This is a genomic window from Sphingopyxis sp. FD7, assembly GCF_003609835.1.
Lineage (GTDB): Bacteria > Pseudomonadota > Alphaproteobacteria > Sphingomonadales > Sphingomonadaceae > Sphingopyxis.
This window is the reverse complement of sequence record NZ_AP017899.1, coordinates 61,241-85,593: the sequence shown is the minus strand read 5'-3', so window position 1 is coordinate 85,593 and position 24,353 is coordinate 61,241. Positions and strand designations below refer to the sequence as shown.

At 61.7% G+C, this 24,353-nt stretch carries 24 protein-coding genes; 15 read left to right on the top strand and 9 right to left on the bottom strand.

The features are described 5' to 3' along the window. Positions 1–160 precede the first annotated feature (160 nt). The 7 genes from SPYCA_RS18245 to SPYCA_RS18215 are packed head-to-tail and all read right to left on the bottom strand — an operon-like array spanning position 161 to position 6,419. A complete protein-coding gene (locus SPYCA_RS18245; RefSeq protein WP_232003727.1) occupies positions 161–838 on the bottom strand; it encodes a TetR/AcrR family transcriptional regulator in 678 nt (225 codons plus the stop codon). Beyond that, positions 835–1,620, bottom strand: a complete 786-nt coding sequence (locus tag SPYCA_RS18240) for an SDR family NAD(P)-dependent oxidoreductase (RefSeq protein WP_120222488.1) — start codon at positions 1,618–1,620, stop codon at positions 835–837. Before SPYCA_RS18240 ends, SPYCA_RS18245 begins: the two co-directional genes overlap by 4 nt. Positions 1,621–1,631: 11 nt before the next feature. Then, a complete protein-coding gene (locus SPYCA_RS18235) occupies positions 1,632–2,384 on the bottom strand; it encodes an SDR family NAD(P)-dependent oxidoreductase (RefSeq protein WP_120222487.1) in 753 nt (250 codons plus the stop codon). Further along, a complete protein-coding gene (locus SPYCA_RS18230) occupies positions 2,381–4,069 on the bottom strand; it encodes a class I adenylate-forming enzyme family protein (protein ID WP_232003725.1) in 1,689 nt (562 codons plus the stop codon). The genes SPYCA_RS18235 and SPYCA_RS18230 overlap by 4 nt, the downstream gene beginning before the upstream one ends. A gap of 4 nt (positions 4,070–4,073) precedes the next feature. Beyond that, positions 4,074–4,985, bottom strand: coding sequence for an enoyl-CoA hydratase/isomerase family protein (locus SPYCA_RS19640; RefSeq protein ID WP_232003724.1), 912 nt, complete (start codon positions 4,983–4,985; stop codon positions 4,074–4,076). A gap of 25 nt (positions 4,986–5,010) precedes the next feature. Beyond that, positions 5,011–5,685, bottom strand: a complete 675-nt coding sequence (locus SPYCA_RS18220; protein ID WP_120222484.1) for a glutathione S-transferase N-terminal domain-containing protein — start codon at positions 5,683–5,685, stop codon at positions 5,011–5,013. Next, positions 5,682–6,419, bottom strand: coding sequence for an SDR family NAD(P)-dependent oxidoreductase (locus tag SPYCA_RS18215; RefSeq protein WP_120222483.1), 738 nt, complete (start codon positions 6,417–6,419; stop codon positions 5,682–5,684). The genes SPYCA_RS18220 and SPYCA_RS18215 overlap by 4 nt, the downstream gene beginning before the upstream one ends. A gap of 109 nt (positions 6,420–6,528) precedes the next feature. On the opposite strand from SPYCA_RS18215, the gene SPYCA_RS18210 reads away from it, so the two are divergent. From SPYCA_RS18210 to SPYCA_RS18200, 3 genes are read left to right on the top strand one after another with little or no spacing between them, the layout of a single operon-like run. After that, complete coding sequence (locus SPYCA_RS18210; RefSeq protein ID WP_146625185.1) at positions 6,529–7,644, top strand: amidohydrolase family protein; 1,116 nt, start codon at positions 6,529–6,531, stop codon at positions 7,642–7,644. After that, entirely contained in the window at positions 7,637–7,990 is a 354-nt protein-coding gene (locus SPYCA_RS18205; protein ID WP_172595173.1) for an iron-sulfur cluster assembly protein, read from the top strand. Before SPYCA_RS18210 ends, SPYCA_RS18205 begins: the two co-directional genes overlap by 8 nt. Positions 7,991–7,994: 4 nt before the next feature. Beyond that, positions 7,995–8,870 carry an alpha/beta hydrolase gene (locus SPYCA_RS18200; protein WP_120222480.1) on the top strand — a complete coding sequence of 292 codons (876 nt, stop codon included), beginning with the start codon at positions 7,995–7,997 and terminating at the stop codon, positions 8,868–8,870. A 2-nt stretch (positions 8,871–8,872) separates the two neighbouring features. Here SPYCA_RS18200 and SPYCA_RS18195 read toward each other — a convergent pair whose 3' ends face one another. Further along, positions 8,873–10,465 carry a flavin-containing monooxygenase gene (locus SPYCA_RS18195; protein ID WP_120222479.1) on the bottom strand — a complete coding sequence of 531 codons (1,593 nt, stop codon included), beginning with the start codon at positions 10,463–10,465 and terminating at the stop codon, positions 8,873–8,875. Positions 10,466–10,597: 132 nt separating this feature from the next. On the opposite strand from SPYCA_RS18195, the gene SPYCA_RS18190 reads away from it, so the two are divergent. Then, positions 10,598–11,344 carry a glucose 1-dehydrogenase gene (locus tag SPYCA_RS18190; protein ID WP_120222478.1) on the top strand — a complete coding sequence of 249 codons (747 nt, stop codon included), beginning with the start codon at positions 10,598–10,600 and terminating at the stop codon, positions 11,342–11,344. Here SPYCA_RS18190 and SPYCA_RS18185 read toward each other — a convergent pair. Further along, complete coding sequence (locus SPYCA_RS18185) at positions 11,338–11,991, bottom strand: TetR/AcrR family transcriptional regulator (RefSeq protein WP_120222477.1); 654 nt, start codon at positions 11,989–11,991, stop codon at positions 11,338–11,340. The two genes, SPYCA_RS18190 and SPYCA_RS18185, sit on opposite strands and share 7 nt — an antisense overlap. Before the next feature lie 246 nt (positions 11,992–12,237). Here SPYCA_RS18185 and SPYCA_RS18180 point away from each other — a divergent pair, with 246 nt between their 5' ends. The 11 genes from SPYCA_RS18180 to ribB are packed head-to-tail and all read left to right on the top strand — an operon-like array spanning position 12,238 to position 24,349. Further along, positions 12,238–14,595 (top strand): TonB-dependent receptor, encoded by a 2,358-nt coding sequence (locus tag SPYCA_RS18180; RefSeq protein ID WP_120222476.1) that lies wholly within the window; start codon positions 12,238–12,240, stop codon positions 14,593–14,595. Between the two features lie 42 nt (positions 14,596–14,637). Beyond that, the gene (locus SPYCA_RS18175) at positions 14,638–15,804 is read left to right on the top strand and encodes an LLM class flavin-dependent oxidoreductase (RefSeq protein ID WP_197715387.1); all 1,167 of its coding nucleotides are present in this window, start codon (positions 14,638–14,640) and stop codon (positions 15,802–15,804) included. 2 nt (positions 15,805–15,806) lie between these two features. Then, the gene (locus SPYCA_RS18170) at positions 15,807–16,580 is read left to right on the top strand and encodes a crotonase/enoyl-CoA hydratase family protein (protein WP_120222474.1); all 774 of its coding nucleotides are present in this window, start codon (positions 15,807–15,809) and stop codon (positions 16,578–16,580) included. Next, positions 16,577–17,419, top strand: coding sequence for a 3-hydroxyacyl-CoA dehydrogenase family protein (locus SPYCA_RS18165; RefSeq protein WP_120222473.1), 843 nt, complete (start codon positions 16,577–16,579; stop codon positions 17,417–17,419). The genes SPYCA_RS18170 and SPYCA_RS18165 overlap by 4 nt, the downstream gene beginning before the upstream one ends. Positions 17,420–17,438: 19 nt before the next feature. Next, on the top strand, positions 17,439–18,614 hold the full coding sequence (locus tag SPYCA_RS18160; protein ID WP_120222472.1) for an acyl-CoA dehydrogenase family protein: 1,176 nt from the start codon (positions 17,439–17,441) through the stop codon (positions 18,612–18,614). Then, entirely contained in the window at positions 18,614–20,122 is a 1,509-nt protein-coding gene (locus SPYCA_RS18155) for a long-chain-fatty-acid--CoA ligase (protein WP_120222471.1), read from the top strand. Before SPYCA_RS18160 ends, SPYCA_RS18155 begins: the two co-directional genes overlap by 1 nt. After that, complete coding sequence (locus SPYCA_RS18150; protein WP_120222470.1) at positions 20,119–20,922, top strand: hypothetical protein; 804 nt, start codon at positions 20,119–20,121, stop codon at positions 20,920–20,922. Before SPYCA_RS18155 ends, SPYCA_RS18150 begins: the two co-directional genes overlap by 4 nt. After that, entirely contained in the window at positions 20,919–21,845 is a 927-nt protein-coding gene (locus SPYCA_RS18145; RefSeq protein WP_120222469.1) for a 3-keto-5-aminohexanoate cleavage protein, read from the top strand. The genes SPYCA_RS18150 and SPYCA_RS18145 overlap by 4 nt, the downstream gene beginning before the upstream one ends. A 2-nt stretch (positions 21,846–21,847) precedes the next feature. Next, on the top strand, positions 21,848–22,624 hold the full coding sequence (locus SPYCA_RS18140; RefSeq protein WP_120222468.1) for a cyclase family protein: 777 nt from the start codon (positions 21,848–21,850) through the stop codon (positions 22,622–22,624). 40 nt (positions 22,625–22,664) lie between these two features. Beyond that, on the top strand, positions 22,665–23,237 hold the full coding sequence (locus SPYCA_RS18135) for an NADPH-dependent FMN reductase (protein WP_120222467.1): 573 nt from the start codon (positions 22,665–22,667) through the stop codon (positions 23,235–23,237). Positions 23,238–23,254: 17 nt separating this feature from the next. After that, positions 23,255–24,349, top strand: coding sequence for a 3,4-dihydroxy-2-butanone-4-phosphate synthase (gene ribB, locus SPYCA_RS18130; RefSeq protein WP_443029512.1), 1,095 nt, complete (start codon positions 23,255–23,257; stop codon positions 24,347–24,349). Positions 24,350–24,353 lie beyond the last annotated feature (4 nt).

Here is a 24,353-nt window from a genome sequence, read left to right as displayed (position 1 = left end):
GCATGTTAGCGGGAGCATTGTTGTCCCTCCTCCGCTACCAGGACGTCCAGTGGCGTCCGGCGAAATCCAGCGAAGTTCAGAGAGACGCTGTCCGGTCGCTAACCCATTTGCCGATGGTACGAAGTCGCCCCCGCCACCTGGGGTGCGATCCAATGGACCGTCAGGGCGTTGATGGACGGGTCAGCCCATCGATCAGCATATCTGCATAGACCCGGCCGATTTCTTCGGCGGACAAAGCGGAATCGGCTGGGCGAAACCACCGATGGGTCCACCCCACCACGCCCAGCACGCCGTAGGCCAGAACCCGCGGATCGCCCGCAGCGCGGAACGCACCGCTCGCCTCGCCCTCTTCGATGATCGCGATGATCGCGTCCTCGACGATATGATTCAACGCGCGCATTTGCGTCGACCAGGCTGATCGCTTGTCGCTGACGTGGCTCAGATTCTCGCGGATGTAGATATAGATCAGCGGGTAGTGATCGCCGTATGACTTCATCAGGGCAACGATGAGTTCGTGAAGCTTGTCGCGCGGTGGCGCGTCGCTTCGCCGGATCCGTTCGGCCATCTCGGCATTGCGTTCGATTACGGTGCGGATGACCTCGTCGAACAGCTCCTCCTTCGATGAGATGTAGTAGTAGATCGACGCGCGATCGATTCCGAGTTCGGCGGCGACGGCGCTGATGCTGGCGCCCTGGAAGCCGAGCCGGTCAAAGACGCGGACTCCGGCCTCGGCGATTTCCTGTCGGCGTTTCTGATAGCTTGCGCTGCTTTCGTTCTTTGCCGCCGTCCGGCGTTTGCCCATCAGTGTCTTGGGCCCTTGCGCGCGCTGAGTCTTCATCGAGTGGTGCCGTAACCTCCGTCGACCGGCAAAACAACGCCAGTCACGTTCGCTGCAGCGCGCGATGCCAGGTAGATCGCCGCTCCGGCCACGTCGTCGGGTTCGCCCAGCCGCCCGGTCGCGCATTCGCTGGCAAGCTGATCGCCCTGCTGCTCGATCATTGCCTTCATCATGCGGCTGGGGAATGGGCCAGGCGCGATCGCATTCACCGCGATCCGGCGCGGACCGAGAGTCTTGGCAAGATGGCGGGTCAGATGATGCACGCCCGCCTTGCTGGCGGCATAGGCATAGCTTTCGTATTCGGGCGGGAACATACCGTGGACCGAACCGATGTTGATCACCTTGGCCGGATTTTCTGATTCCGACCCAGCTTCCAATTCATCGAGCAATGCAACGGTGAGATTGAACGGTCCCTTGAGATTTGCGCTCAACACCTTGTCCCACGCGCCATCGGGATAATCCCGGATCGGTGCCCCCCAGGTGACCCCCGCGGCGTTGACTAGAATGTGGAGTCTGGTCTCGCCTTCCGCGCGAAATCTTTCCGCGATGGCCTGGCAACCGGCTTGCGTGCCGATATCGCCGGGCAGGGCAATGCATGAACCCGCCGTAGACAACTGTTGGGCAGTAGTGGAACAGGCGTCGGCTTTGCGGCTTACGACGTACGTCTTGGCACCCGCAGCGACGAGCCCTTCGGCAATCATTCGCCCGATACCGCTTGTGCCGCCGGTCACGATGGCCACGCGACCACTGAGCGAAAACAATCGCTCGATAATATTGTTCATGCTCGCTCTCCTCAGCCGCGCGGCCCACCCGCGACGTAAAGTACCTGACCCGTAACGAAACCCGATCGCTCGTCCGTAAAGAAGGCGATGGCGTTGGCGATATCATCCGGCGTGCCGACGCGCCCGACCGCGGTTGTCTGCGCCTCCCGAGCGATCAGTTGGTCCAGCGGCTGGCCGGTGCGCCGGGCGACATCCTCGGTCATCGCGCTGACCACGAACCCCGGAGCGACTGCGTTGATGGTGACTCCAAGACGCCCAAGGTCCGACGACAACGCGCGGGTCAGACCCTGGACTCCCGCCTTGGCCGCTGCATAGTTCGCCTGGCCATGCCCACCTAGCGCGGCGGTGCTGGAGAGATTGACGATCCGGCCCCATCTGGCCTCGCGCATATACGGCTCTACCGCTCTCACCATTAGGTAGACGCTGCGCAGGTTGGCCGCGAGCAATTGGTCCCAATCATCGGGCTCGAGCCGGGCGAAACTGGTCTCGCGGAATAGCCCGGCATTGTTGACTAGAATGGCCGGCGGACCTAGCCGGCCATTAATCAGCGCGACGGCCGCTGAGACGCTGCCTTCGTCGGTAACGTCGCAGCCGATGGCAAGCGCGCGGGCACCGCACGCTGTAACCGCTGCCGCTGTGTCGGCGCAGGCGCTTTCATCGAGGTCGATCAGCGCGACATCGCGACCTTGCTGCGCCAGCCTTACCGCGGTGCTGGCTCCGATTCCCCTTGCCGCGCCCGTCACGACCGCGATGCGGGGGTTCATGTCGCGAGCTCCAGGAGTTCGACGGCTCGTTGCGACAGCAGAAATTTGCGTGATCGGCCTGACGGCGTGACCGGAACCTCCCTTTCGTCAATGAAGATCACGTGGCGGGGGACCTTGAAGCGCGCCAGGCGCTCGCTCATGAGCGTGACTAGCTCGTCGGTCTGCACCGAAGTTCCGGTTTTCAGCACGACGAAAGCCACGCCAACCTCGCCCATACGCTCGTCGGGTACCGGAACCACGTGGGCCTGACTGACAGCCGGATGCTGCGCGAGGACATCTTCCGCGTCGGCGGGAATGACCTGTTCGCCGCCGCATCGATAACATTCCTTCAGTCGCCCGACGAGGGTGAGATAATCGTCCTCATCGATCCGGCCGAGATCGCCGGTGTGAAACCAGCCTTCATCATCGAAGGCAGCCGCGGTTGCTTCGGGCTTATTGTAGTATCCCGACGTCACTCCTGGTCCGCGGGCCATCAGTTCGCCTACTTGTCCAGGTTCCAGGACATCGCCGTTGTGGGGATCAACTACCTGGTATTCGACCAATTTTCCGCCGAGCGCGGGGTCTCCCGCCACACCTGCATCGCGCAACCGGCCATTGGTCGCCAGTAGACGAGCTAGTGGATCGTCGGGGCGCGTTACGGTGGTCGATGCGGTGCACTCGCTCATCCCGTAACCGGTGGTAATTTCCACCGGCCCGAACTGGTCTTGGATGGCCTGCCAGATCGATGGCGGCGCGCGCCCGCCCGACGACAGCACCGCCCGCACCGAAGACACGTCGCCCGACCTTTGCCGAAGTGCGTCAATGATCGCCAGCGTCATCGCCGGAATCAGCAGCAGGTCGGTCGGTCGATGGCGCTTGATGCTGTCGATGGTGGCCGCGGCGTCGAACTTGAGCTGCGGAACGATGGCCCCACCGACGAACGGGACCGACAGCAGCCCTTCGACGTAACCGTAGACATGATACATCGGCAACGAGAACAGGATGCGATGCCCATCCTCGAACGCTCGGGCATAGGCGCTGCACCATGCGGCCCGCAGCAACATATCATGCGTCAGCAGAACGCCTTTTGGCGATCCAGTGGTGCCGGACGTGTAGATGATATCGGCCACGCCATGCGGATCGGCTGTCGGAAGGATGTCACCGATAGCCTGATCCAGCGCCGCGAAAGAAGTCGCGCCTGCTCTTGGACGATCGGTCGGATAGACGATGATGCGCTTGAGCCTCGGAAATGCATCGCCACCGTCCTTGGCTTCCCAATCCGGTGCCAGCTCGTCGAGCATCTGGAGATAATCGAGGTCGCGGAAACGATCCATCGTGACCAGCATGGCCGCGTCTGACTGACGCAGGACATAGCCCAGTTCATCGCGGCGGTTCATCATGTTGACCGGCACCGCAACCCCGCCTGCACGGGCAATCGCATATTTGATCGCGACGAATTCGGGCAGGTTGGCCATGACCAGCGCGACATGATCGCCCGGTTTCAGGCCCTTGGCGATTAGTCCATGCGCCAACCGGATCGACCAGTCGCGCATCTCGGCGTAAGTCCAACTACGCGCATCGGTGATGACAAACGGGCGATCGGGAAACTCGGCCGCCGCGTGGTCCAATGCACCGGGCAGCGTATGCGGCCGCCATTCGGGAAAGCGTGCCGTCAAGGCGGCCTGGCGATCGGTGATCGACGCCACGACGTTAGTCGCCTTCTGGCCCGTTCCAGCCCGCCTTGCGCGCTTCGTAAGCTTCCAGGTAGGTGCGGTGTGGCTTGAACGGCGCGTCGCGCATCCGCACCGCCGGGCGCACCCCTCCCTCGCGCCAAACCTGGGTGAACTCGTCCATCCCCGGACCGGCGATGCCCATTGCGTCCAAGTCGTTCGCGGCAGCAATCCCGGCGTGCATTCCAGCGGCTTCGAACCAGCGGTTGGTAATTTCCTTGTGGCTGTAGATTGCATCGAGCGGGACATTGGCGACCCGCTCGGCATAGGCACGGGTCACCGCCTCCAGTTCATCGTGCGGGACGGCCTTGTTCACCAGGCCGAGCTCCTCGGCTTCCTTGCCGGTCATGTTGTCGCCGGTGAACAGCCATTCCTTGGTCTTGCGCATACCCAGATGGATTGGCCAGAATGCGAAGACGTGCAGCTCGCCCATGGCGCGGGCTTCTGGTTGGCCGAGCAGTGCATCATCGGCAGCAAAGGCAATGTCGCAAACGCCGACAAGGTCGAGCCCGCCAGCCACGCAATGGCCGTGGATCATCGCGATGGTGCACTGGCGCAGGTGGAACAGCCGCATCCACCGCTCGCGCGACAGGTGGAACCGGTGCCGCGACCAGATCGGCGAACGGCTGTGCGGACGGCGCTGCTGCTCGTTGATCGCGCTATGCTCGTCCCACAAGTACGAGAATTCCTTGAGGTCATAGCCGGTACTGAAGTGATTGCCGGCCGACTTGATGATCAGCACACGGGTTTCGTCGTCATGATCGAGATCGTCCATCACCAGGTCGAGCTCATCCCGCAGTTGCCCGGACAATGCATTACCGGTGTGCGGTCGGTTAAGCGTCACCGTCGCTATTCGATCGGCCTTCTCGTAAATCAGCGTTTCGAAGGTCACGGCGTTTCCCCTTGTTTGTTGATGGTCAGCCCCTGACCGTTGCCTGCAAATCGACATCCATCATTTGCGGGCGGGTAGCGGCGAAGGACGGACGGCGATCGAGCAGGTCGACCGCTTGCGCGAGGTGCGGTGCGCGTTGACGCCAGCGGAGCTGGGGCAAATCTGGGCTGAGGCCTGCCGGCACCACGAAATCCAGGACGAGCAGTGTGGTCGCCACCGCGATGTCGCCCAGATCGACCGTGTCGCCGGTGGTCGAGTGCTGGGCATAGATGGCCTCAAGGGCGTCGAGGCCGCCCTCTATCTTGCGGCTTTGCCGGTCGATCCACGGCTGGCTGGGATCAGGCCGATGATGTTCGAAAACCAGCGCCTGTGCGAATTCCATCAGCTTTTCGCCGAGCATCTGGCGGTGCCGAGTCTCCAGGCGGGCAATTGGATCGTGCGAGATCAGGGCAGGGTGGGGGTGGTGTGCCTCAAGCCATTCCAGAATATACCCAGATTCGTAGACGTATGATCCCTCAGGTGTGATCAAAATCGGAAGCTGCTGGAACGGGCTGAACTGCGGCGTGCACGTATCCGGGCCCCAGGGCACGTCGTAGGTGACGTCGTACTCGATGTCCTTTTCGTGCAGCGCGATCGCGACCTTGCGACCGAACGGACTCGGCTTGGCGTTGATCAGCCTGTAACGCCCGGTGCCGTTCATACGATGGTGTACCCCCCATCGACCGGCGTCAGGGTTCCGGTGATGAACGAGGATTCGTCGCTGGCCAGGAACACAGCCAGATTTGCGATTTCGTCGGGCGTGCCGATCCGACCCATCAGCGTCGCCGCGACGGCTCCGTCGATGTAGTCCTTGGGCATGGCCCGTGTCATCCCGGTATCGATGGCGCCGGGCAGGATGGCATTCACGCGGATCCCCCGGGCGGCATATTCGGCAGCGACCAGCTTGGTCAGCATCGAGACCCCGCCTTTCGATGCGCAGTACCCCGACATACCGGGAAAGGAGACTAGCGACGCCATCGAGGAGGTGTTGACGATCGATCCCCCGCCGCGCTCCAGCATCAGCGGTATCGCATATTTCATGCCGAGAAACACGCCCTTCAGATTGACCGCAATCACTCTGTCGAAGTCGTCCTCGCTGTAATCGGCGGTATCGGCGATCGGGCCTTGGATCCCGGCGTTGTTGAACAGAATGTCCAACCCGCCGAAGTGCTCGGCCGCCGCCGCCAGCATTCCGCGGATCGAATTCACCTGCGAAACATCGCCTTGATAGGCTATGCACTGTTCACCGCATCGTGCCGCGATATCCTCTTGGGCGCCGGAGCTATCGACGGCGACCACACGCGCTCCCTCTTGGCAAAAGCGCGCCACCGTCGCCGCACCCATGCCAGACCCCGCTCCGGTTACGACCGCCACTTTTCCAGCCAATCGGGCCATCTCTGAACTCTCCCGCCAACCGAGTCGCACTCAGGCAACAATGGTGTTGACAGAAGTGTTCGTACAGGGCATTTTTTAAAACACAAGATGCAGTTGGCGGGAGGGACGCGTGATCAAGGACTTTTTAGTACTAGATGCGGTGACTCACGCCTACAACCATCTTCCCGGTAATTGGGAGGACCCGGTTCTCGGTCATGCGATGGTAGAATTGGCATATCATCTTGCTGCGGACCCGCCGGATCGTAAGTACGCGATGAAAAGGGAAGAATATCTCGTCGACTGGCAAGTGCCGGATGTCGCGAATCTTCTTTTTCGGGAAAGTGATACTGACCTAGCGGTGATGCATCCGCTGGCCATCGCGTCGTTCAAGGACGGCTATTCGTCGGTGGCCAAGGCGGCCGAGGCGCTTGAACGTTATCCGACGCGTTTCGTTGGCGCCTATGCCTGCGTCGATCCGCTTCGCGGTGCCGATGCCTTGGGCGCGATCGAGGAGCAGGTTGACCTGCTCAATCCCCTCGGTCTGAAGCTCTACCCGACAAGTTGGGATGGAACCCAGCCGGTGTCTTGGCGAATGGACGATCCGAAGTTGATCTACCCACTCTACGAGAAGGCGCAGAAGCTGGGTTTACGTCACGTGGCCGTTCACAAGGCAGTGCCGATCGGACCATTTCCGGTCGGGGATGCCTACAATCCCAGCGACATCGAAAACGCAGCGGGCGACTTTCCCGATCTCAATTTCGAGATCGTCCACGGCGGCCTCGCGTTTCTTGAGGAGACCGCTTGGTTGCTCGCACGGTTCGGCAATATCTTCGTGAACATGGAAATCCAGAATATCATCGTGGAAAGGCGTCCGCGCGCCTTTGCCGAGATACTGCTCGGGCTGTGCCGCGTCGGGGGCGCGGATATGCTCGACCGCCTATTCTGGGGCTCGGGCGGAACACTCCATCATCCTCAGCCCGGACTGGAAGCGTTCGCCGATTTCCACTTCCCCGAAGACCTGCTGGAAAGCGCGGGACTGTTCAAACCGATCCGCCAGATCACCGACCAGGACAAGGCGAATATGCTGGCCGGCACGTTCGCCCGACTACACGAGATCGATCTCGACGCCTGCCGCCGGCGCATCGCCGACGATGAGTTCGCGCGGCCTCAGGGCACGCCGTTCCCGGAACCGTATTCGACCCTGTCGTTCATCGGTGACCGATCGGAAGCGCCGGTTCATGCATGATCTCGAGGGACTGATCCGTCGGGAACTCGACACTATTAAGGACCCGTGCAGCATTGCCAGCGGGGTGCCGCTTGGGCTCGATGAGATGGGCTTGATCGACCGTATCGATATCGTTGGCGCCGCGGTCACGGTGTATTTGCGCCTGACCTCGCCATTCTGCCACATGATCGGCTTCTTTCATGTGGAGGCCGCTCGTCTGCTAGGTGCGATCGATGGGATCGAGACGGTCCAGGTTATAGCGGACAATGGCCTTGATTGGACTCCGTCACTGATCAGCGCCAAGGCGCAGCGGCTCAGGTCGGAGCGCATTCTCGCGATGGCGGACGGGTTGTCGGAACCCGCCTGAAACCATGACCAAGGCGGTCGATCCCGCTTTTCGCGACCTGCTGGCGGACCCGCGCAACGCTGTGCGTCGCCCGCCTAAGCATATACCGATGGAAATGGTTCGCGCTGCGGCCAAGGCCGCGATGGCAACTCTCCCGGGTCCGGACATCAACTGGCAGGACTGTGAAGTGAGCGGGGTGAGGGTGCGGGTTTACCAACCGTCGAATGCGCCCGAAGCATCGGCGGTGGTTTTCTTTCACGGGGGCGGGTTCGTGCTTGGCGATCTCGACACGCACGACCGGATGTGCCGGGTGTTGGCGCTTGCCGCGCACCGTCGGCTGGTGGCCGTCGATTACCGTAGGTCTCCCGAGGCCAGCTATCCTGCGGCCGTCGACGATGGCTGCTGTGTGGTCGATTGGCTGAGCGAAGCGTTAGGGGTGCATGACGGCGCAATCGCGCTCGTGGGCGACAGCGCTGGTGCCCATATCGCGCTTACCGCAGCGCTGCGTCGGCCCGCTGCGGTCGGGCAATTGTCCCTCATTTATCCAATTCTGGACCCAGCCTGCGCCAGCGTATCAGCCGCGTTGTTCGGCGATGGGTTCATCCTCACGCGCGACGCGATGAAATGGTTCTGGGAGTGTTATCTTGCCGGGCAGCACAATCCGCTAGAGTGCGCTGATTTTAGCGTCCTGCCGCCGACCACCGTGGTGACCGCTGGATTCGATCCCCTACGCGATGAAGGGCTGGCGCTGGCTGACGAAATCGCGGCGGCTGGCGTTGCCATCATCCGGCGCCATTACGCGGCGATGATCCACGGCTTTGCCGGAATGCCGCATCTCACCGGCGCGGCCGATGAAGCGCTGGCCGCCGTTGCGGCAGATATTAGTACCGCGCTGAAGTGAGTTCACGCCGTGCGCAAGTGAAAGCCCTCGTAACCGCGACGAGCCACATCCTCGAGAATGCGCCGATATGCACGTACTCCACCGGAATATGGCATGAAGACGCGTGGCTTTCCTTCGACTTCCGCCCCGACGTAGTATGACGCCGCTTTGGGATAGAGCGTTTCCCGCGATCTTTCGTTGACGTGAATGACCCATTCGCGTTCCGCTTTCGCGGTCGGCTCGATCGTCGCGACACCTGCCGCGCGCGCGTGGACCAGCAGATCGCGCAGCCAATCTACCTGCTGTTCGGCCGACAGTAGCACATTGCTGAGGAGGGATGGGCTGCCAGGCCCGACGAGAACGAACATATTGGGGAAGCCCTCGGTGCCAAGGCCGAGATAGGTGACCGGCCCGGCAGCCCATTTGTCCTTCAACGTCGACCCGCGTGCGGAAAATTCGATCCGCAGTAACGAGCCGGTGAATGCGTCGAACCCGGTGGCGAAGATTAGTATGTCGAGCGGGTAAACGGCGTTGCTCGTGTGAACGCCTTGCGCACTCACCTTCGTAATGGGCGCAGACCGAATATCCACCAGTTCGACATTGTCCCGATTGAATGTGGCCCAATACCCGCTGTCGACCGACGGACGCTTGGTGCCGAAGGGGAAGCAGGTCGGCGTAAGCAAGGCACAGGTAGCGGGATCGTCGACCTGCGCGGCAATCTTGGCGCGGATGAAATCAGCGACGATGTCGTTCGACGCCTGGTTCAGGAGAATGTCCTTGTAGGCCAGGGCGAAACCGAACCCGAGGCGGTTCCAAGCTGCTTCGAGTACCTCAGTACGTTCGTCCGGAGCGGCATCGAGCACGGATGTGCCGTTCGGCACAAACCCCAAGCCGCTGGGTGAATCGAGAGCTTGGCGCCTGCGCGCGGCATAGTTCGCCTTGACCTTGCGGTCCTCTTCCTCACTGACCGGTGCATTCGCGGCGGGAATGCTGAAATTGGCTGTGCGCTGGAAGACCGTCAACCGCCTGGCCTTCTGCGCGATGACGGGTGTCATTTGCACTCCGGATGATCCAGTGCCGATTATGCCGACCGACTTCCCTTCGAAGTCGACCTCATCCCGGGGCCATTCAGCCGAGTGGATCACCCGGCCTTCGAAACACGCGATGCCGGGGATGCAGGGGCGCTTTGTCGTCGACAGCTGCCCGACCGCGAGCACCAGGTATTGTGCATCGTAAACTTCCCCCCGCTCGGTCGTGACCATCCACCGTCCCAACGCGTCGTCGAACTGCGCGCTCGTAACGCACGTGTCCAAAATGATGTCCCGTCGCAGGTCGAAGCGTTCGGCTACGTGGTGAATGTACCGCAGGATCTCGGGCTGTGTCGCGTACCGCTCGCTCCACCGCCATTCCTGCTCGAGCGCGGACGAGAACATATAGCTATAGTCGTAACTTTCGACATCGCAACGCGCGCCAGGATAGCGGTTGGTGTGCCATACGCCGCCGATGTCGTCGGCGGCGTCGATCACTTTGACCGCGAACCCGGCTTCACGCAGCGAATGCAGGGCCCTGAGTCCGCTGAAGCCGGCACCGATGACTAAAACGTCCATACGCTCCATCAGCCACTCCTTGCATCCGCTCAACAGCGACGTTGAAGAAAGTCCGATATTGCGTCAACACTGTTGTTGACCATTTGCGAGGGCGGCGTCATTTTGCCGGAAAGGCATTGTACGCCACGTTGGAGCACACTGATGGGACGCCTCGAGGGAAAGATCGCTATCGTCACCGGAGCCGCGCGCGGCATGGGCGCGGCCCATGCACGCGGGTTCGTTGCCGAAGGAGCGCGGGTCGTGCTGACCGACGTCCGCCCGGATCTCGGCGCGGCGCTCGCAACCGAACTTGGCGACAGCGCCGTCTATGTCGATCACGACGTTTCCGACTGGCCTGGCTGGCAAGATGTAGCGAGTCTTGCGCTGTCGCGATTTGGAAAGATTGATGTGCTGGTAAACAATGCTGGGATTCTTGGGCCTTCAGTCCCGATCGCGGAACTGGACGAGGACGATTACGCGCGCGTATGCGCCGTGAATCAGCACGCCGTTTTTCTCGGCATGAAGGCGGTGCTTCCAGCCATGATCGCGGCGGGTAAAGGATCAATCATCAATGTGTCGTCGATTTCCGGCATTGTCGCCAACTACGGCTTCCCCAACGCGGCTTATGTGGCGAGCAAGTTTGCCGTGCGAGGGCTGACGAAGGCTGCGGCGGTCGAATACGGCAAGTACAACATCCGCGTGAACTCTGTGCATCCGGGCTTCATCTACACCCCGATGATGGTCGAGGCAGCGGGCGAGGAGGGGGGGGACGCGACCGGCATGATCCCGCTCGGCCGGATTGGCCGCGACGACGAAGTGACCCAATTGGCTATTTTCCTCGGGTCCGACGAATCGTCCTACATCACCGGCGCGGAACATATCATTGATGCCGGTATGACGGTTCAGTAGGGCGATTCCAGGCCAGCCAGGATCATCTCGGCGTAAGTGCCGCCAATCTCTTCCGCGCTTGCCTCGCTCGCGCCGGGCTTGAACCAGCGACTGGTCCACCCGACGACTCCAAAGATGCCATAGGCGATTACCCGTGAGCGACCGATCTTCCGAAAGCTGCCATCGGCCACGCCCTGCTCGATGATCGCGATAAGTGATTCGGTCGTTTGTCGGTTCATCTCGCGCATTTTGGACGACCAGTCGCTACGCGAACCGCTGACATGACTCAGGTTCTCACGGATATAAATATAAAATAGCGGGTAGTGCTCGCCATAGGAACTCATCAGCATCACTATAAAGTCGCGCAGCTTCCTCCGGGGGCTAACATCGCTTTCTTCAATCTTCTTGGCGACCTGGACATTGCGTTCGACCACGGTCTTGAGCACCTCGTCGAACAATTCCTCCTTGGAAGAAATGTAATAATAGAGCGACGATCGGTCGACCCCCATCTCGTCGGCCAGCGCAGCCATCGTAGCGCGCTGAAATCCAACCCGGTCAAAAACCCTGACGGCAGCTTCGGCAATCTCCCGCCGTTTCGCCTCGAACGTCGCGCTGCGATCGGCAGGGGGCGCCGCGCGTCGTTTCAACTTTTCTATATCGTCGTTCATCGCTCGTCCGCTGTCCGCATCTCAACGGCATAGGCGCTTCGGTGGACCTTGGCCAATCCCGTTCCGCTCGCTTTCTCGCACGATCAGGTATTACGTCAATGGTTGTGTTGACGACTTCAACACTGGTGTGTAAAACCTCGCCATGTTCCGCAGCAAGACGGGGCGACGCCTTCGGAAACGCGAGGGCAAGAGACGGGCTTTGTTGCGCTGCGATCGGGCTGCGCAAGTAAATGCGGGGAGGACCACATGGCTGTTCTGAGAGGATTTCTCGTAAGTTCGACCGCAGCGATTGCGATCGGGGCGACCGCCGGGCCCGCGTTGGCCCAAGACAGTGCTGGCCAGGCGCAGTCTCCCGCCGCCAGCCCATCCGACGCTGAGATTATCGTCACCGCGCAACGGCGCGAGGCAGTGTTGGAGCGAACCCCAGTGGCGGTTGCCGCCCTTGGCGGCGAGTCGCTAACCGACCGTGCGATCGTGACCGAGACGGATCTCCAGTCAGCCGTGCCAGGGCTTACCGTCCGCGCTGGTCAGACCAGCAATCAGCTGAACTATTCCTTGCGCGGGCAAACGGTCGACGCCTTCAGCAGCTCGCGGCCGAGCGTTCTTCCTTACGTCAACGAAGTGCAGGTCGGGGGCGCTGGGTCAACAGCATTCTACGATCTCGGGTCGATCCAGGTTCTGAAGGGCCCGCAGGGTACATTGTTCGGCCGGAACTCGACCGGGGGTGCGGTGCTCTTCACCACGGCCAAGCCAACGAACGAGTTTGAAGGCTACATTCTGGGCCGCGCGGGTAACTACGATCACTTCCAGGCCGAAGGCGCGGTTAACTTGCCGGTGGTTGATGACACGGTGCTGCTGCGCTTGGCAGGGTTCTTCCAGCGGCGCGACGGTTTCCAGTTCAACCTGTTCAATGGCGAAAGGCTGGGTAACACTCGGCGCGAAAACGTCCGTGCCTCGCTGACGATCAAGCCATCGGCTGCCATCGCCAACGAACTCGTCGTCGATTACGCCCACGCGGGCGGCAATAGCCTGTCATCGGTTGCCTACAGCGCGCGTCCGGACAGCGCTCCGCCCGCGTTCGTTCCGACCAACATTTTCTATTCCCCGGCTGTCGATGGCATCTTCGGCCCTGGAACCTGGGATACTTATCTCGCGGCGCATCCGGGCACCAATCCGGCGGGGTTCAACGCTGAGATCGCTGCGCAACAGGAGCGTGGGCCGTTTCTGGTCAATCTCAATGCGCCCAACTTCCACCGGTCCAAGGTGTTGGTGGTGTCGAATATCACGACAATAGAAATCGGGCCCGATACGACCATCAAGAACATACTTGGCTATGTTCGCCGTCGACAACAGGATGCGGGCGAGTTCGACGGCACGGTATTTACCGCCGATGACAATGGTGAGGAAGGCCGGGGTGGGATCCTCAAGCAGTTCTCAGAGGAGCTCCAGCTACTCGGAAAGGCCTTCGGTGGCCGCCTCGATTACGTCGCCGGCATCTATTACTCGAACGAGAAGGACGATACCCGCTCGCTAAGCCGGATTTTCGAATTCGAGCCCTTCATCCCAGCGACGATCCAGATCAACGACGGCGTTACCCGTAACAAGACAATAGCGGGTTATGGCCAAGGTACGCTCGATCTGAGCGACATTACTGGCGTGCAGGGTCTGGGGTTCACCGCGGGGGTGAGATATTCATCGGAGAAAGTCCAGTTTCGGCGAAATCCGGACGATTTCTTCATCACCAACCCCAATCCCGCCTTCATCAACCCCCAGCGCGACACGTTCAACAGCACAAGCTGGCAGTTCGGCCTGCAATACCAGGCCACGGACGATCTGCTGCTCTATGCCACGACCCGCCGCAGTAATCGCAGCGGCGGCTTCAACTACTTCGCGCCACCGGTTCCCGGCTTCGGTAACGAGGCGGGGGGCGAGTATCGCCCCGAGGTGGCGACCGACATTGAACTTGGGCTCAAGTACCGCGGCGACATCGGGGTGCCGGTTCGTTTCAACCTCGCGGCCTACAATATGTGGGTCGATAACATTCAGCGATCGAACTACGTTTCGATCTTCGGCAGTCTTGCCGGTATCACGGTCAACGTGCCGAAGGCGGAAATTACCGGGTTCGAACTCGATGGATCGATCAATCCAACTCCGTGGCTCTCGATCGGCGGCAACCTGAACTACACTGATGCGCGTTTCACCGACAACGTGGTGGCGGTCCTTGGTAATCCGGCAGTGGCGTTCGAGACCTATCCCGACACGCCGAAATGGTCGGGCGTCCTCTATGCCGACATCACGGTACCGGTGACGGACAGGCTTGAAGCTTCTTTACGCGGTGACATTTACGCGCAGACATCGACGTTCTTCAGCTCCACCGGCACCAATCTCAATCCGCTGTCGCAGTTTCCGGGATACTCGGTCGCCAATTTCCGGATCGGGATCGAGGACGAGGAAGCGGGATGGTCGCTATCGGCCAATCTGAAGAACGCTTTCGACGAAGTCTATTACGTCGGCGGCGTCGCGTTCAGCAGCCTCTTTGCGGTCAACACGGCCATCCCAGGGGAGCCGCGAACAATATTGGTGGAAGCGCGCTTCAACTTCTAGCCTGCCGTCAACCAACCACTGTTTCGGATAAGGAGCATCGCTGTGTCTGATCGTCTGCGCTTCGGGAGCTTCATCCCGCCGCACCACCTGCCGGTCAACTATAACCCGACCTATGCGCTCCAGCGGGACGTAGAGATCGTTCAACTGATGGACGCGATCGGATTCGACGAAGCCTGGTTTGGCGAGCACCATTCTGGCGGCGCGGAACCGATCGGGGATCCGCTGCTGTTCATCGCCCACGTGGCCGCCCAGACGAAGTATATCCGGCTTGGCACGGGCGTCGTCTCGTTGCCCTATCACAATCCGCTCTGGGTGGCGGATCGGCTGGCGATGCTCGATCATCTCACCCGTGGCCGAGTGATGCTCGGTCTCGGCCCCGGTGCGCTTGCCACCGATGCCGGAATGATTGGCATTCATCCCTCGCAACAACGCGATGCGCTGGAGCAGGATACTGCCGTCCTCATGCACCTGATGACCAGCAACGAACCGATCTCGATCGAGACCGACCGTTACAAGCTGGTCGATGCACGCCTCCAACTAGACTTCTATCAGGATCCGCATCCCGAGGTCGCGGCGGCCGCCATCGTTTCCCCATCGGGCCCCCGCCTGGCGGGAACACACGGAGCGGGACTGCTATCGATCGGAGCGACAATGCAGGCGGGCGTCGATGTGCTGGCGATGCACTGGGACGTGGCCGAGGCACGCGCCAAGGAATGCGGCAAGACCGTCGATCGCAAGAACTGGCGCCTGGTCGGGCTCATGCACCTGGCCGACACCAAGGATCAGGCGATCAAGGACGTCGAGTATGGTCTTCGCGAATTCTGCGACTACCTCCAGCACACTGCTTCGACCCCACAGCTGACGCCAACCGGCAGCAGTATAGGCGAATACATTGATTGGGCGATGTCCACTGGCGCGGCCGTGATTGGCACCTGGCAGGAAGCGGTGGAGCAGATCGAATCCCTGCAGGAGCTTTCGAACGGCGGGTTCGGTTGTTTCCTCCTGTTTGACCACAACTGGGCGAACTGGGCGGCGAAGAAGCATCACTACGAGATTTTCGGGGACTATGTGATCCCGCACTTCAAGAAAACCAATCACCGGTTGAAGCAGAGCGAACTCGCCACCCGTGCTGTGCGCGACAAGCTCGCGGCCGAACAGCAGGCGGCGATCGGCGCATTCTCGGCGAAGCACGGCAAGCCGCAGGCTTAACGATGGATGGGTCGGCCCCGCCGGTCGCCGTCGAGCGGCACGGCGCAGTCATGGTCATTGCCATCGACCGACCGGCGCGCCGGAACGCGGTCGATGCCGAAGTATCGCGCCGGATCGCCGATGCCCTCGACGAACTGGATGGGACGACCGACCTGAGGGTTGGAGTACTCACCGGACGCGGAGGGTCGTTTTGTTCGGGCATGGACCTAAAAGCGTTCCTGGCGGGTGAGCGGCCGGAACTGGAAGGGCGCGGATTCGCGGGTGTGACCGAGCGGCCTCCAGCCAAACCGATGATCGCGGCAGTCGAAGGTTTCGCGCTTGCAGGGGGATGCGAACTTGCGCTCGCTTGCGACCTGATCGTGGCCGCCGATGATGCCTGGTTCGGTCTCCCGGAGGTCTCGCGCGGTCTTGTGGCGGGGTCAGGGGGGCTGGTACGCTTGCCTCGCCGAATTCCGCAGGCGATCGCGCTCGAATATATTCTAACTGGAGCACGTATGCCTGCACCGGTGGCTCACGGTTGGGGCCTGGTCAATCGACTGAGCAGGCCAGGGGAGGCGCTCGCCGCGGCGCTTGAATTGGCCCGGGAAATCGCTTCGAACGCTCCGCTTTCGGTGCTGATGAGCAAGCGGATAGTCCAGGAAGCGGGATCGTGGTCGGACGGCGAAATCTGGGACCAACAACGACCGCTGGCCGAAGCGGTGATCGGGTCCGAGGACGCACGCGAGGGAGCACTTGCGTTCGCTGAAAAGCGCGCTCCGCAATGGAGCGGGACATGAACCGGGGTGCGGTCATCGGCGGCGGCACAATGGGTGTGGGCATCGCTTATGTAATGGCCCAGGCAGGTGCCGCGGTTACAGTCGTGGAGCCCGACGATCGACGCGCCGAGCAGATGCGCGCAATCGTGGCTGAGGCTTCCAGTAGTGCGATTGGTCGCGGCAAGCTGTCCCAGGACGCGGCTACCGCATTGCAGGTAAGGATTGTCCGCGCGAAGAGTGTTGAAGCCCTGGACGAAGGGCTGGACCTGATCGTGGAATCGGTGCCCGAGCGTTTCGAACTGAAGCGCCAGGTGCTGGCTCAGGCTGCGTCGCGTCGACCGGCGTTGCTCGCGACCAACACCAGCGCGCTGTCGATCGATCGGCTCGCCGCGGAGCTTCCGTCGCCCCGGCAGTTTCTCGGGATGCATTTCTTCAATCCGGTATGGTCGCTCAAACTGGTGGAATTGGTTCAAGGGAGCGCGACTTCGCCGACCACGATCGAAGCCGCGCGCGCCATCGTCGGGTGGATGGGCAAACAATCGTTGTTGGTTCGCGACGTGCCGGGCTTTGCCACCAGTCGGCTCGATCTGATCGCTTCGCTTGAAGCGATGCGGATGCTTGAAAGCGGGGTCGCGAGCGCGGAGGACATCGATCAGGCCGCCGTTCTGGCATATCGCCACCCGGTGGGCCCGCTCCGGCTGAGCGACATCGTCGGGCTGGATGTCCGCCTCGACATCGCGCGCACGCTCGAGGCCGCGCATGGATCGCGGTTCGCGCCGCCCGAAATCCTCATAGCGATGGTTGCCGAGGGCAAGCTGGGCGCGAAGTCCGGCCAGGGGTTCTTCGCATGGCCCGCCTGAGCATTCTGGAGTACAGCAGATGAGCACGACGCTTTTTCACGGGCCGCTGGTCGATTTGTCGGACCATCACGCGGCGCTGCGCGACAGCGTGGCCAAAGTGATGGCCGGATATGGGCGATCGTATTTCCAGGACGTCGTCAGGCGCGGGGAACGGCCCGATGCCCTGTGGGCGGCACTCGGTGACGCGGGCTTTCTGGGAGTTCACATCCCCGAGCAATACGGCGGAGGCGGAGGAGGGCTCGGCGATTACTACGTGGTGATCGAGGAGGTCGCTGCCCACGGGAGTCCCCTGTTGGCGCTCGTGATCAATTCGATCTGCGCGCCGATCATTGCTGCGTTCGGTTCCGAGCAGCTTCAGCGCGACTGGTTGCCTGAGTTGGCAAGTGGTCGCAAGCGCATGGCTTTCAGTATTACCGAACCCAATGCCGGCTCCAATTCGCACCAGATCAGCACCACCGCGCGTGAAACGTCGGGCGGCTGGGTGATCAAGGGCGCCAAGTACTGGACTTCCGCGATCGATGAGTCGGACGCGGTCCTGGTGGTCGCCCGCGATGATGCCCGATCCACCCCGGAACGCCCGGCATTATCGCTGTTCATCATGCCGACCGATGCGAAGGGGCTGAGCTGGCAACCGATCGATTCCGCGCTCAGCGTTCCAGAGAAGCAGTTCACCGTTTTTTACGACGACGTCGAATTGCCGCGCGAGGCTTTGATCGGAGAGGCCGGGGCGGGCTTGCGGCAGGTTTTCGTCGGACTCAATCCCGAACGTGTCGCCGCTGCCGCGATCAACAATGGCATCGCCCGGTTCGCCTTGGCGCAAGCGGCGCAGTATGCCTGCGACCGTTCGGTGTGGAAGACGCCGATAGGCGCGCATCAAGGCGTCGCGCATCCGCTTGCCGAAGGATACGTCGGGGTGCAGTCAGCCCGATTGATGGCGGCCCGGGCGGCTCAGTTATACGACGCTGGAGAGGACGCAGCGGAGGCCGCGAACATGGCGAAGTTCCTGGCCGCCGAAACCTCGCTCAAGGCGCTGGACCAGGCAATGCAAACCCACGGCGGCAATGGCCTGTCCTACGAATACGGATTGGCCGATCTGTGGTTCGTGACGCGACTGCACAAGACCGCGCCTGTCAGTCGCGAAATGGTCCTCAACCACATCGCTCAGCATAGCCTGGGCCTGCCCAAGAGCTACTGATGCCTGCACCGCCCGTCGATATCGTCTCAATGCTGCGACATCACGTCGCCGGCGATCCGGCGGCCCGATGCATCACCAGCGGGGACATCTCCCTGACATTTAGCGAACTCGACTGCCGCAGCAATGCTGCCGCCAACGCGCTTGTTAGAAGTGGAGTTGCAAGCGGTGATAGGGTGGCTTTGCTCTGCCAGGCATCTCCCGAGGTTTTCGAATTGCTGTTCGCCTGCGCCAAGATCGGCGCCATTCTTGTGCCGCTCAATTGGCGCCTCTCGGCACGCGAAATCGCCCAGATCGTCGAGGATGCCGATCCAATCCTGATCATCTTCGACGCTGCATCCGCGCCGCTAGTGGCCGAGGTTGGTGGTCGCACGAAGCTGCGCCTGGAAGACTATCCCGCGATGCGCGATGCGGTGCCGGACTCGATCCCAGCCCACGACGTAGTGCCTGACGATACCGCACTGATCCTGTACACGTCGGGCACCACGGGCCGGCCCAAGGGCGCCATGCTCTCGCAGCGCAACCTCTCCTACCTGGGCCGCATGGCGGGGGAACTTTGGCAATTCACATCCCAGAGTGTCAACCTCGTAGCCATGCCGCTGTTTCATATCGGCGGGATTGGTTACGCCTTGCTGGCGCTGAGCCAGGGTGGGGAGACGGTACTGCTCCCCTCTGCCGATCCAGCGCTGGTTCTTAACGCCATAGCAAGGCACGGCGTGACGCACGCCTTCTTTGTTCCTACGGTCGTGCAGCGGTTGGTTGATCACGTCGCGGAGAGTGGCATGGTTGCCCCTGCAATCGATCACATCTTCTATGGCGCCGCGCCGATTGGCGAGGAACTGCTGCACCGCGCGATCGCGACCTTCGGCTGTGGGTTCACCCATGTGTACGGCATGACGGAGACAGCAGGAACGACCGTGACGCTGCTCCCGCACGAGCATACCGGGGCTCGCCTGCGTTCGTGCGGACGCCCCATGCCTTGGGTGGAACTCGAAGTCGTTGATCCGGACACGGGCCGACAGGTGGCGAGTGGCGAGACCGGTGAAATCCGAATGCGCTCGCCCGCCATCATGCGTCAATACTGGCGCAAGCAAGAGGAAACAGCCGCGGCGATAACCGCGGATGGATGGCTTTGTTCGGGTGATGCCGCTTCGCGGGATGCGGACGGATACCTTTACATTCACGACCGCTACAAGGACATGATCGTCTCGGGCGGAGAGAACATCTACCCCAGCGAGATTGACAATGTGCTGCTCCATCATCCGGCCGTGGCTGAGGTCGCGGTGATCGGCATTCCTCATCCGAAATGGGGTGAAACGCCGTGCGCCTATGTCGTCCGGCGACCAGGCTTCGGGATCACCGAAGCCGAGTTGATCGCATTCACGCGGGAGCGGCTGGCGCATTACAAATGCCCGACTTCGGTTCGCTTCGTGGCAGAGTTGCCGCGCAACGCATCAGGCAAGATCCTCAAGCGCGAACTGCGCGAAAGAAGTGGTGGAACCGGCAAATGATCAGCGAACAGGCACGACTGCTGCGCGGGTTTGCGATCGACTTTCTGACGTCCCACGATGTCGCGGCGGTCGAGTGGATCATGGATCCCGGTTACCGGCTTTCCATCGGTGGCTTCCTTCTCGACGGGCGTGACGAGAGCTACCTGCCGGCCACCGCCGCGCAGCTCGACCAGTTTCCTGGTCTATGCGTGACGGTCCACGATACGATTTTCGGAATCGACGGCGTGGCGATGCGCTTTACCGAGCACGGTGTTTCGGGGCGGGAGGGGACTGCTGCCGCGTGGGGCGGCATCACCCTGTTTCGCATCGCCAGCGGACGCCTCGCTCACGGATGGGCGGAAGAAGATTATTTCGCTCGCAAGCGCCAGTTGAAATCGGGTGAGTGCGATGCGGTGCTCCCTCCGCACGCGTGCCCTTGGGACGCGCCGGTGATGTCGCCCAGCGCGCAGGTCGAAGCGGTTGTGAATTCCTGGACATCGGACCCTGCGTTTCTTGCTCATCCTGCGGTCGAACAGATCGCCAGCGAAGGGCCGCGGCTGGATGAATGTTTTGAACCGGCCCGAACGCGGATTTCGCACCTGTTCACCGCTGGCAGCCGCGCCGCCCTGCACCTTGAGTGCGAGGGCCAGTACTGGGGCGGATTCGCCGACATCGATGCCAAGTACGTCGGTGCACCGGCGGTTCTGCGCATTGCCGCGATGGTCGACGTGGCGGACGGCCAGATCATGCGCGCGCAAATCTCGGCCGATCGTCTTGGTCTGCATCGCGCATTGCTCGATCGCCAGGGCAGGCGGGCATGACCAAGGCAATAATAACCTGCGCGGTCACGGGCGGGGCACATACGCCCACAATGTCGGCGGCGCTTCCGGTCACGCCAGAAGAGATCGCCGAGCAGAGCATCGCCGCGGTCGAAGCGGGCGCCGCGATCCTCCACCTACACGCCCGGATGCCCGAAGACGGCCGCCCGACCGGCGATCCTGAGGTGTACCGCAAGTTCCTTCCCGTCATTCGGCAGCGGACTGATGCGGTCGTCAATATCACGACCGGCGGTTCCGCCACCATGCCGTTGGCGGAACGGCTCAAGGCCGCCACCACGTTCCTGCCCGAGATGTGCTCGCTCAACATGGGTACGATCAATTTCGCAATGTTTCCTGCCTCGCGCCGGATCGACCAGTGGAAACATTCGTGGGAGCGCGACTACATCGTCAATTCGGACGATTTCATCTTCCGCAATACGTTTCGGGATATCGCGACGATACTGGAAACAATGTCCGACGCGGGCACGCGGTTCGAGCATGAGTGCTACGATGTCGGCCACCTCTACAACCTGGCCCACTTCGTCGATTCCGGGGCGGTCAAGCCGCCTTTCTTCATCCAGATGATCTTCGGTATCTTGGGCGGGATCGGTCCGGATCTTGAGAACCTGATGTTCATGAAGGCGACCGCTGATCGGCTGTTCGGCGCCGACACTTATCAATGGTCGGTCCTGGCTGCGGGCAAGCACCAGATGCCATTCCTTACGCAGGCCGCCTTGATGGGCGGGCACGTGCGTGTGGGGCTGGAGGACAGCCTCTTCATCGAACGTGGCGAACTCGCCACGTCCAATGCCCAGCAGGTCGCCAAGATCGTTCGTATCCTCAAGGAAATGGGCCGCGAACCCGCTACCCCGGCGGAAGCGCGCGAGATGCTGGGGCTCAAGGGCGGCGATAGGGTGGAGTTTTGACAATGGCACGCCGGTTCGTGGACCTGTCGATTTTTCTGGAGAACGACGTCATCTCTGATCCACCGGCTTACCGGCCCAAGATCGACTACATCGACCACCGGATGTCCGTGCCCGAAATCACCGGCTTTTTTCCGGGCCTGAAGGCAGAAGACCTGCCCGATGGCGAGGCATGGGCGATCGAGCGCATCGAACTGATCACGCATAACGGCACCCATCTTGATGCCCCCTACCACTATGCCTCGACGATGGACGGTGGCGAACGCGCAATTACCATCGATGAAGTTCCGCTCGAGTGGTGCTTTCAGCCTGGCGTGAAGCTCGATTTTCGCCATTTCGCCGACGGCTACGTGGCCACCGCCGCGGATGTCGAGGCGGAACTGGAGCGGATTGGCCACCGCTTGGCACCACTCGAGATTGTGGTCGTCAATACGGCCGCCGGTAAACGCTACGGCGCGGACGATTATGTCACTGCGGGCTGCGGCATGGGCTACGAAGCGACAATGTATCTGCTCGAGCGCGGCATCAGGCTGACCGGGACGGACGGATGGAGTTGGGACGCGCCATTCAGTCATACCCTGGAGCGATATGAAGCCAGCGGAGACGCCTCGCTCATCTGGGAAGGGCACAAGGCCGGGCGCGACATCGGCTATTGTCACCTGGAAAAGCTGCACAACCTGGAGGCATTGCCCGCCACGGGGTTCACTATTGCGTGCTTTCCAATGAAGATCCGCGCGGCGTCCGCCGGGTGGACTCGTGCCGTAGCGATCTTCGACGAATGATCAGCATCGCCGCACCGCATTTGTTCAAGGAGTTCCGCCGGTGACGGCGCCATTTATCGTTGGCATCGGCGGATCGACCCGGCCGGGTTCATCGGGAGAGCGGGTCGTGCGCTGCGTGTTGGCTGAGGCCGAGGCACTTGGTGCCTCGACCCGGATGTTCGGCGGTAACGAACTGGCTGTCTTGCCCCATTATTGCCCGGAATTGCCCCATCGCAGCCTGGCGCAGTCGGAATTCGTTGACTGCGTGCGCAAGGCCGATGGGCTGGTGATCGGCTCGCCCGGCTACCACGGCGGCGTGTCGGGCCTGGTGAAGAACGCCATCGACCTGCTCGAGGACCTGCGCTCGGATGAGCGGGTCTACTTCAGCGAACGGCCGGTGGGGCTGGTGGTGGTGGCGGCGGGCTGGCAGGCGTGCGGCATAACGTTGCAGGCGCTGCGAGGCATCGTTCACGCCATGCGGGGCTGGCCCACCCCGATTGGCGTCACCATCAATACGGTGGAGCAGCAAATTTTCGATCAGGATGGCAGCGTTGCCGATGAAGCCATAAGGTCGGTTTGCGCAGCACAGGCCGCGCAGATCGTCTGGTTCGCGCGACAGGTCACGAGCGCCTGACAGTGAGGAAACCTAAGGTGAGCGAACCCTATCTGTCTTCGGCGCTGGAGATCATCGACGAAGCGCGCAATGGCCGGATGTTCATCCTTGTCGATGACGAGGATCGGGAAAACGAAGGCGATCTGGTGATCCCCGCACAGATGGCGACCCCGGATGCGATCAACTTCATGGCGCGCTACGGTCGCGGCCTGATCTGCCTGGCACTGACCGGCGAGCAGGTTGCCAACCTCGGTCTCAACCCAATGAGCCGTGAAAATGGAATGCGGCACTCGACCGCTTTCACGGTATCGATCGAAGCACGTGACGGCGTGAGTACCGGAATATCGGCGGCCGATCGGGCCCGGACGATATCCGTCGCGATCCGTTCGAATACGGCGAAGGAAGAGATCGTTTCGCCCGGCCATGTTTTTCCGCTCACCGCGCGCGAAGGCGGAGTTCTGGTGCGCGCTGGGCATACCGAGGCTGCCGTTGATGTCGCACGTTTGGCAGGACTGACACCGGCGGGTGTGATCTGCGAGATCATGAACGATGACGGTTCAATGGCGCGGATGGACGACCTCAAGGTTTTCGCCGCCAGGCACGGGCTGAAAATCGGCACCATCCGCGACCTGATAGCCTATCGCCGTAGCCATGATCACCTGGTCGAATGCGCGACCACCAGCACTCTGTCCTCGGACTATGGTGGCGAATGGAAGGTCATCCTGTACCGAAACAAGGTCGATTCCAGCGAAGCTGTGGTCCTCCAGAAAGGCAATGTGCTGCCGGATCAACCAACTTTGGTGCGGATGCACAGCGCGTCGCTGTTCCACGATATGCTGGGGAAACCAGGTGCTCGAAAGCGGCTGTTGCAGCGCGCGATGGAAGAGATTGGCAAGGAGGGGGTGGGCGTGCTCGTGCTGCTGACCGCCACGCAGCCCGGTGATCTGGAGAACATGATCAATCCCATGCGTCCGCAGATGGATATGCGCAGCTATGGCATCGGCGCTCAGATACTGTCCGACCTGGGGGTTCAGGACATGGTGCTGCTCTCGAACACCAAGCAGGTGCTGGTCGCGCTTGAGGGGTATGGCTTGTCGATTGTCGGAACAAAACCGATCCCGGACTCTGACTAGCCGG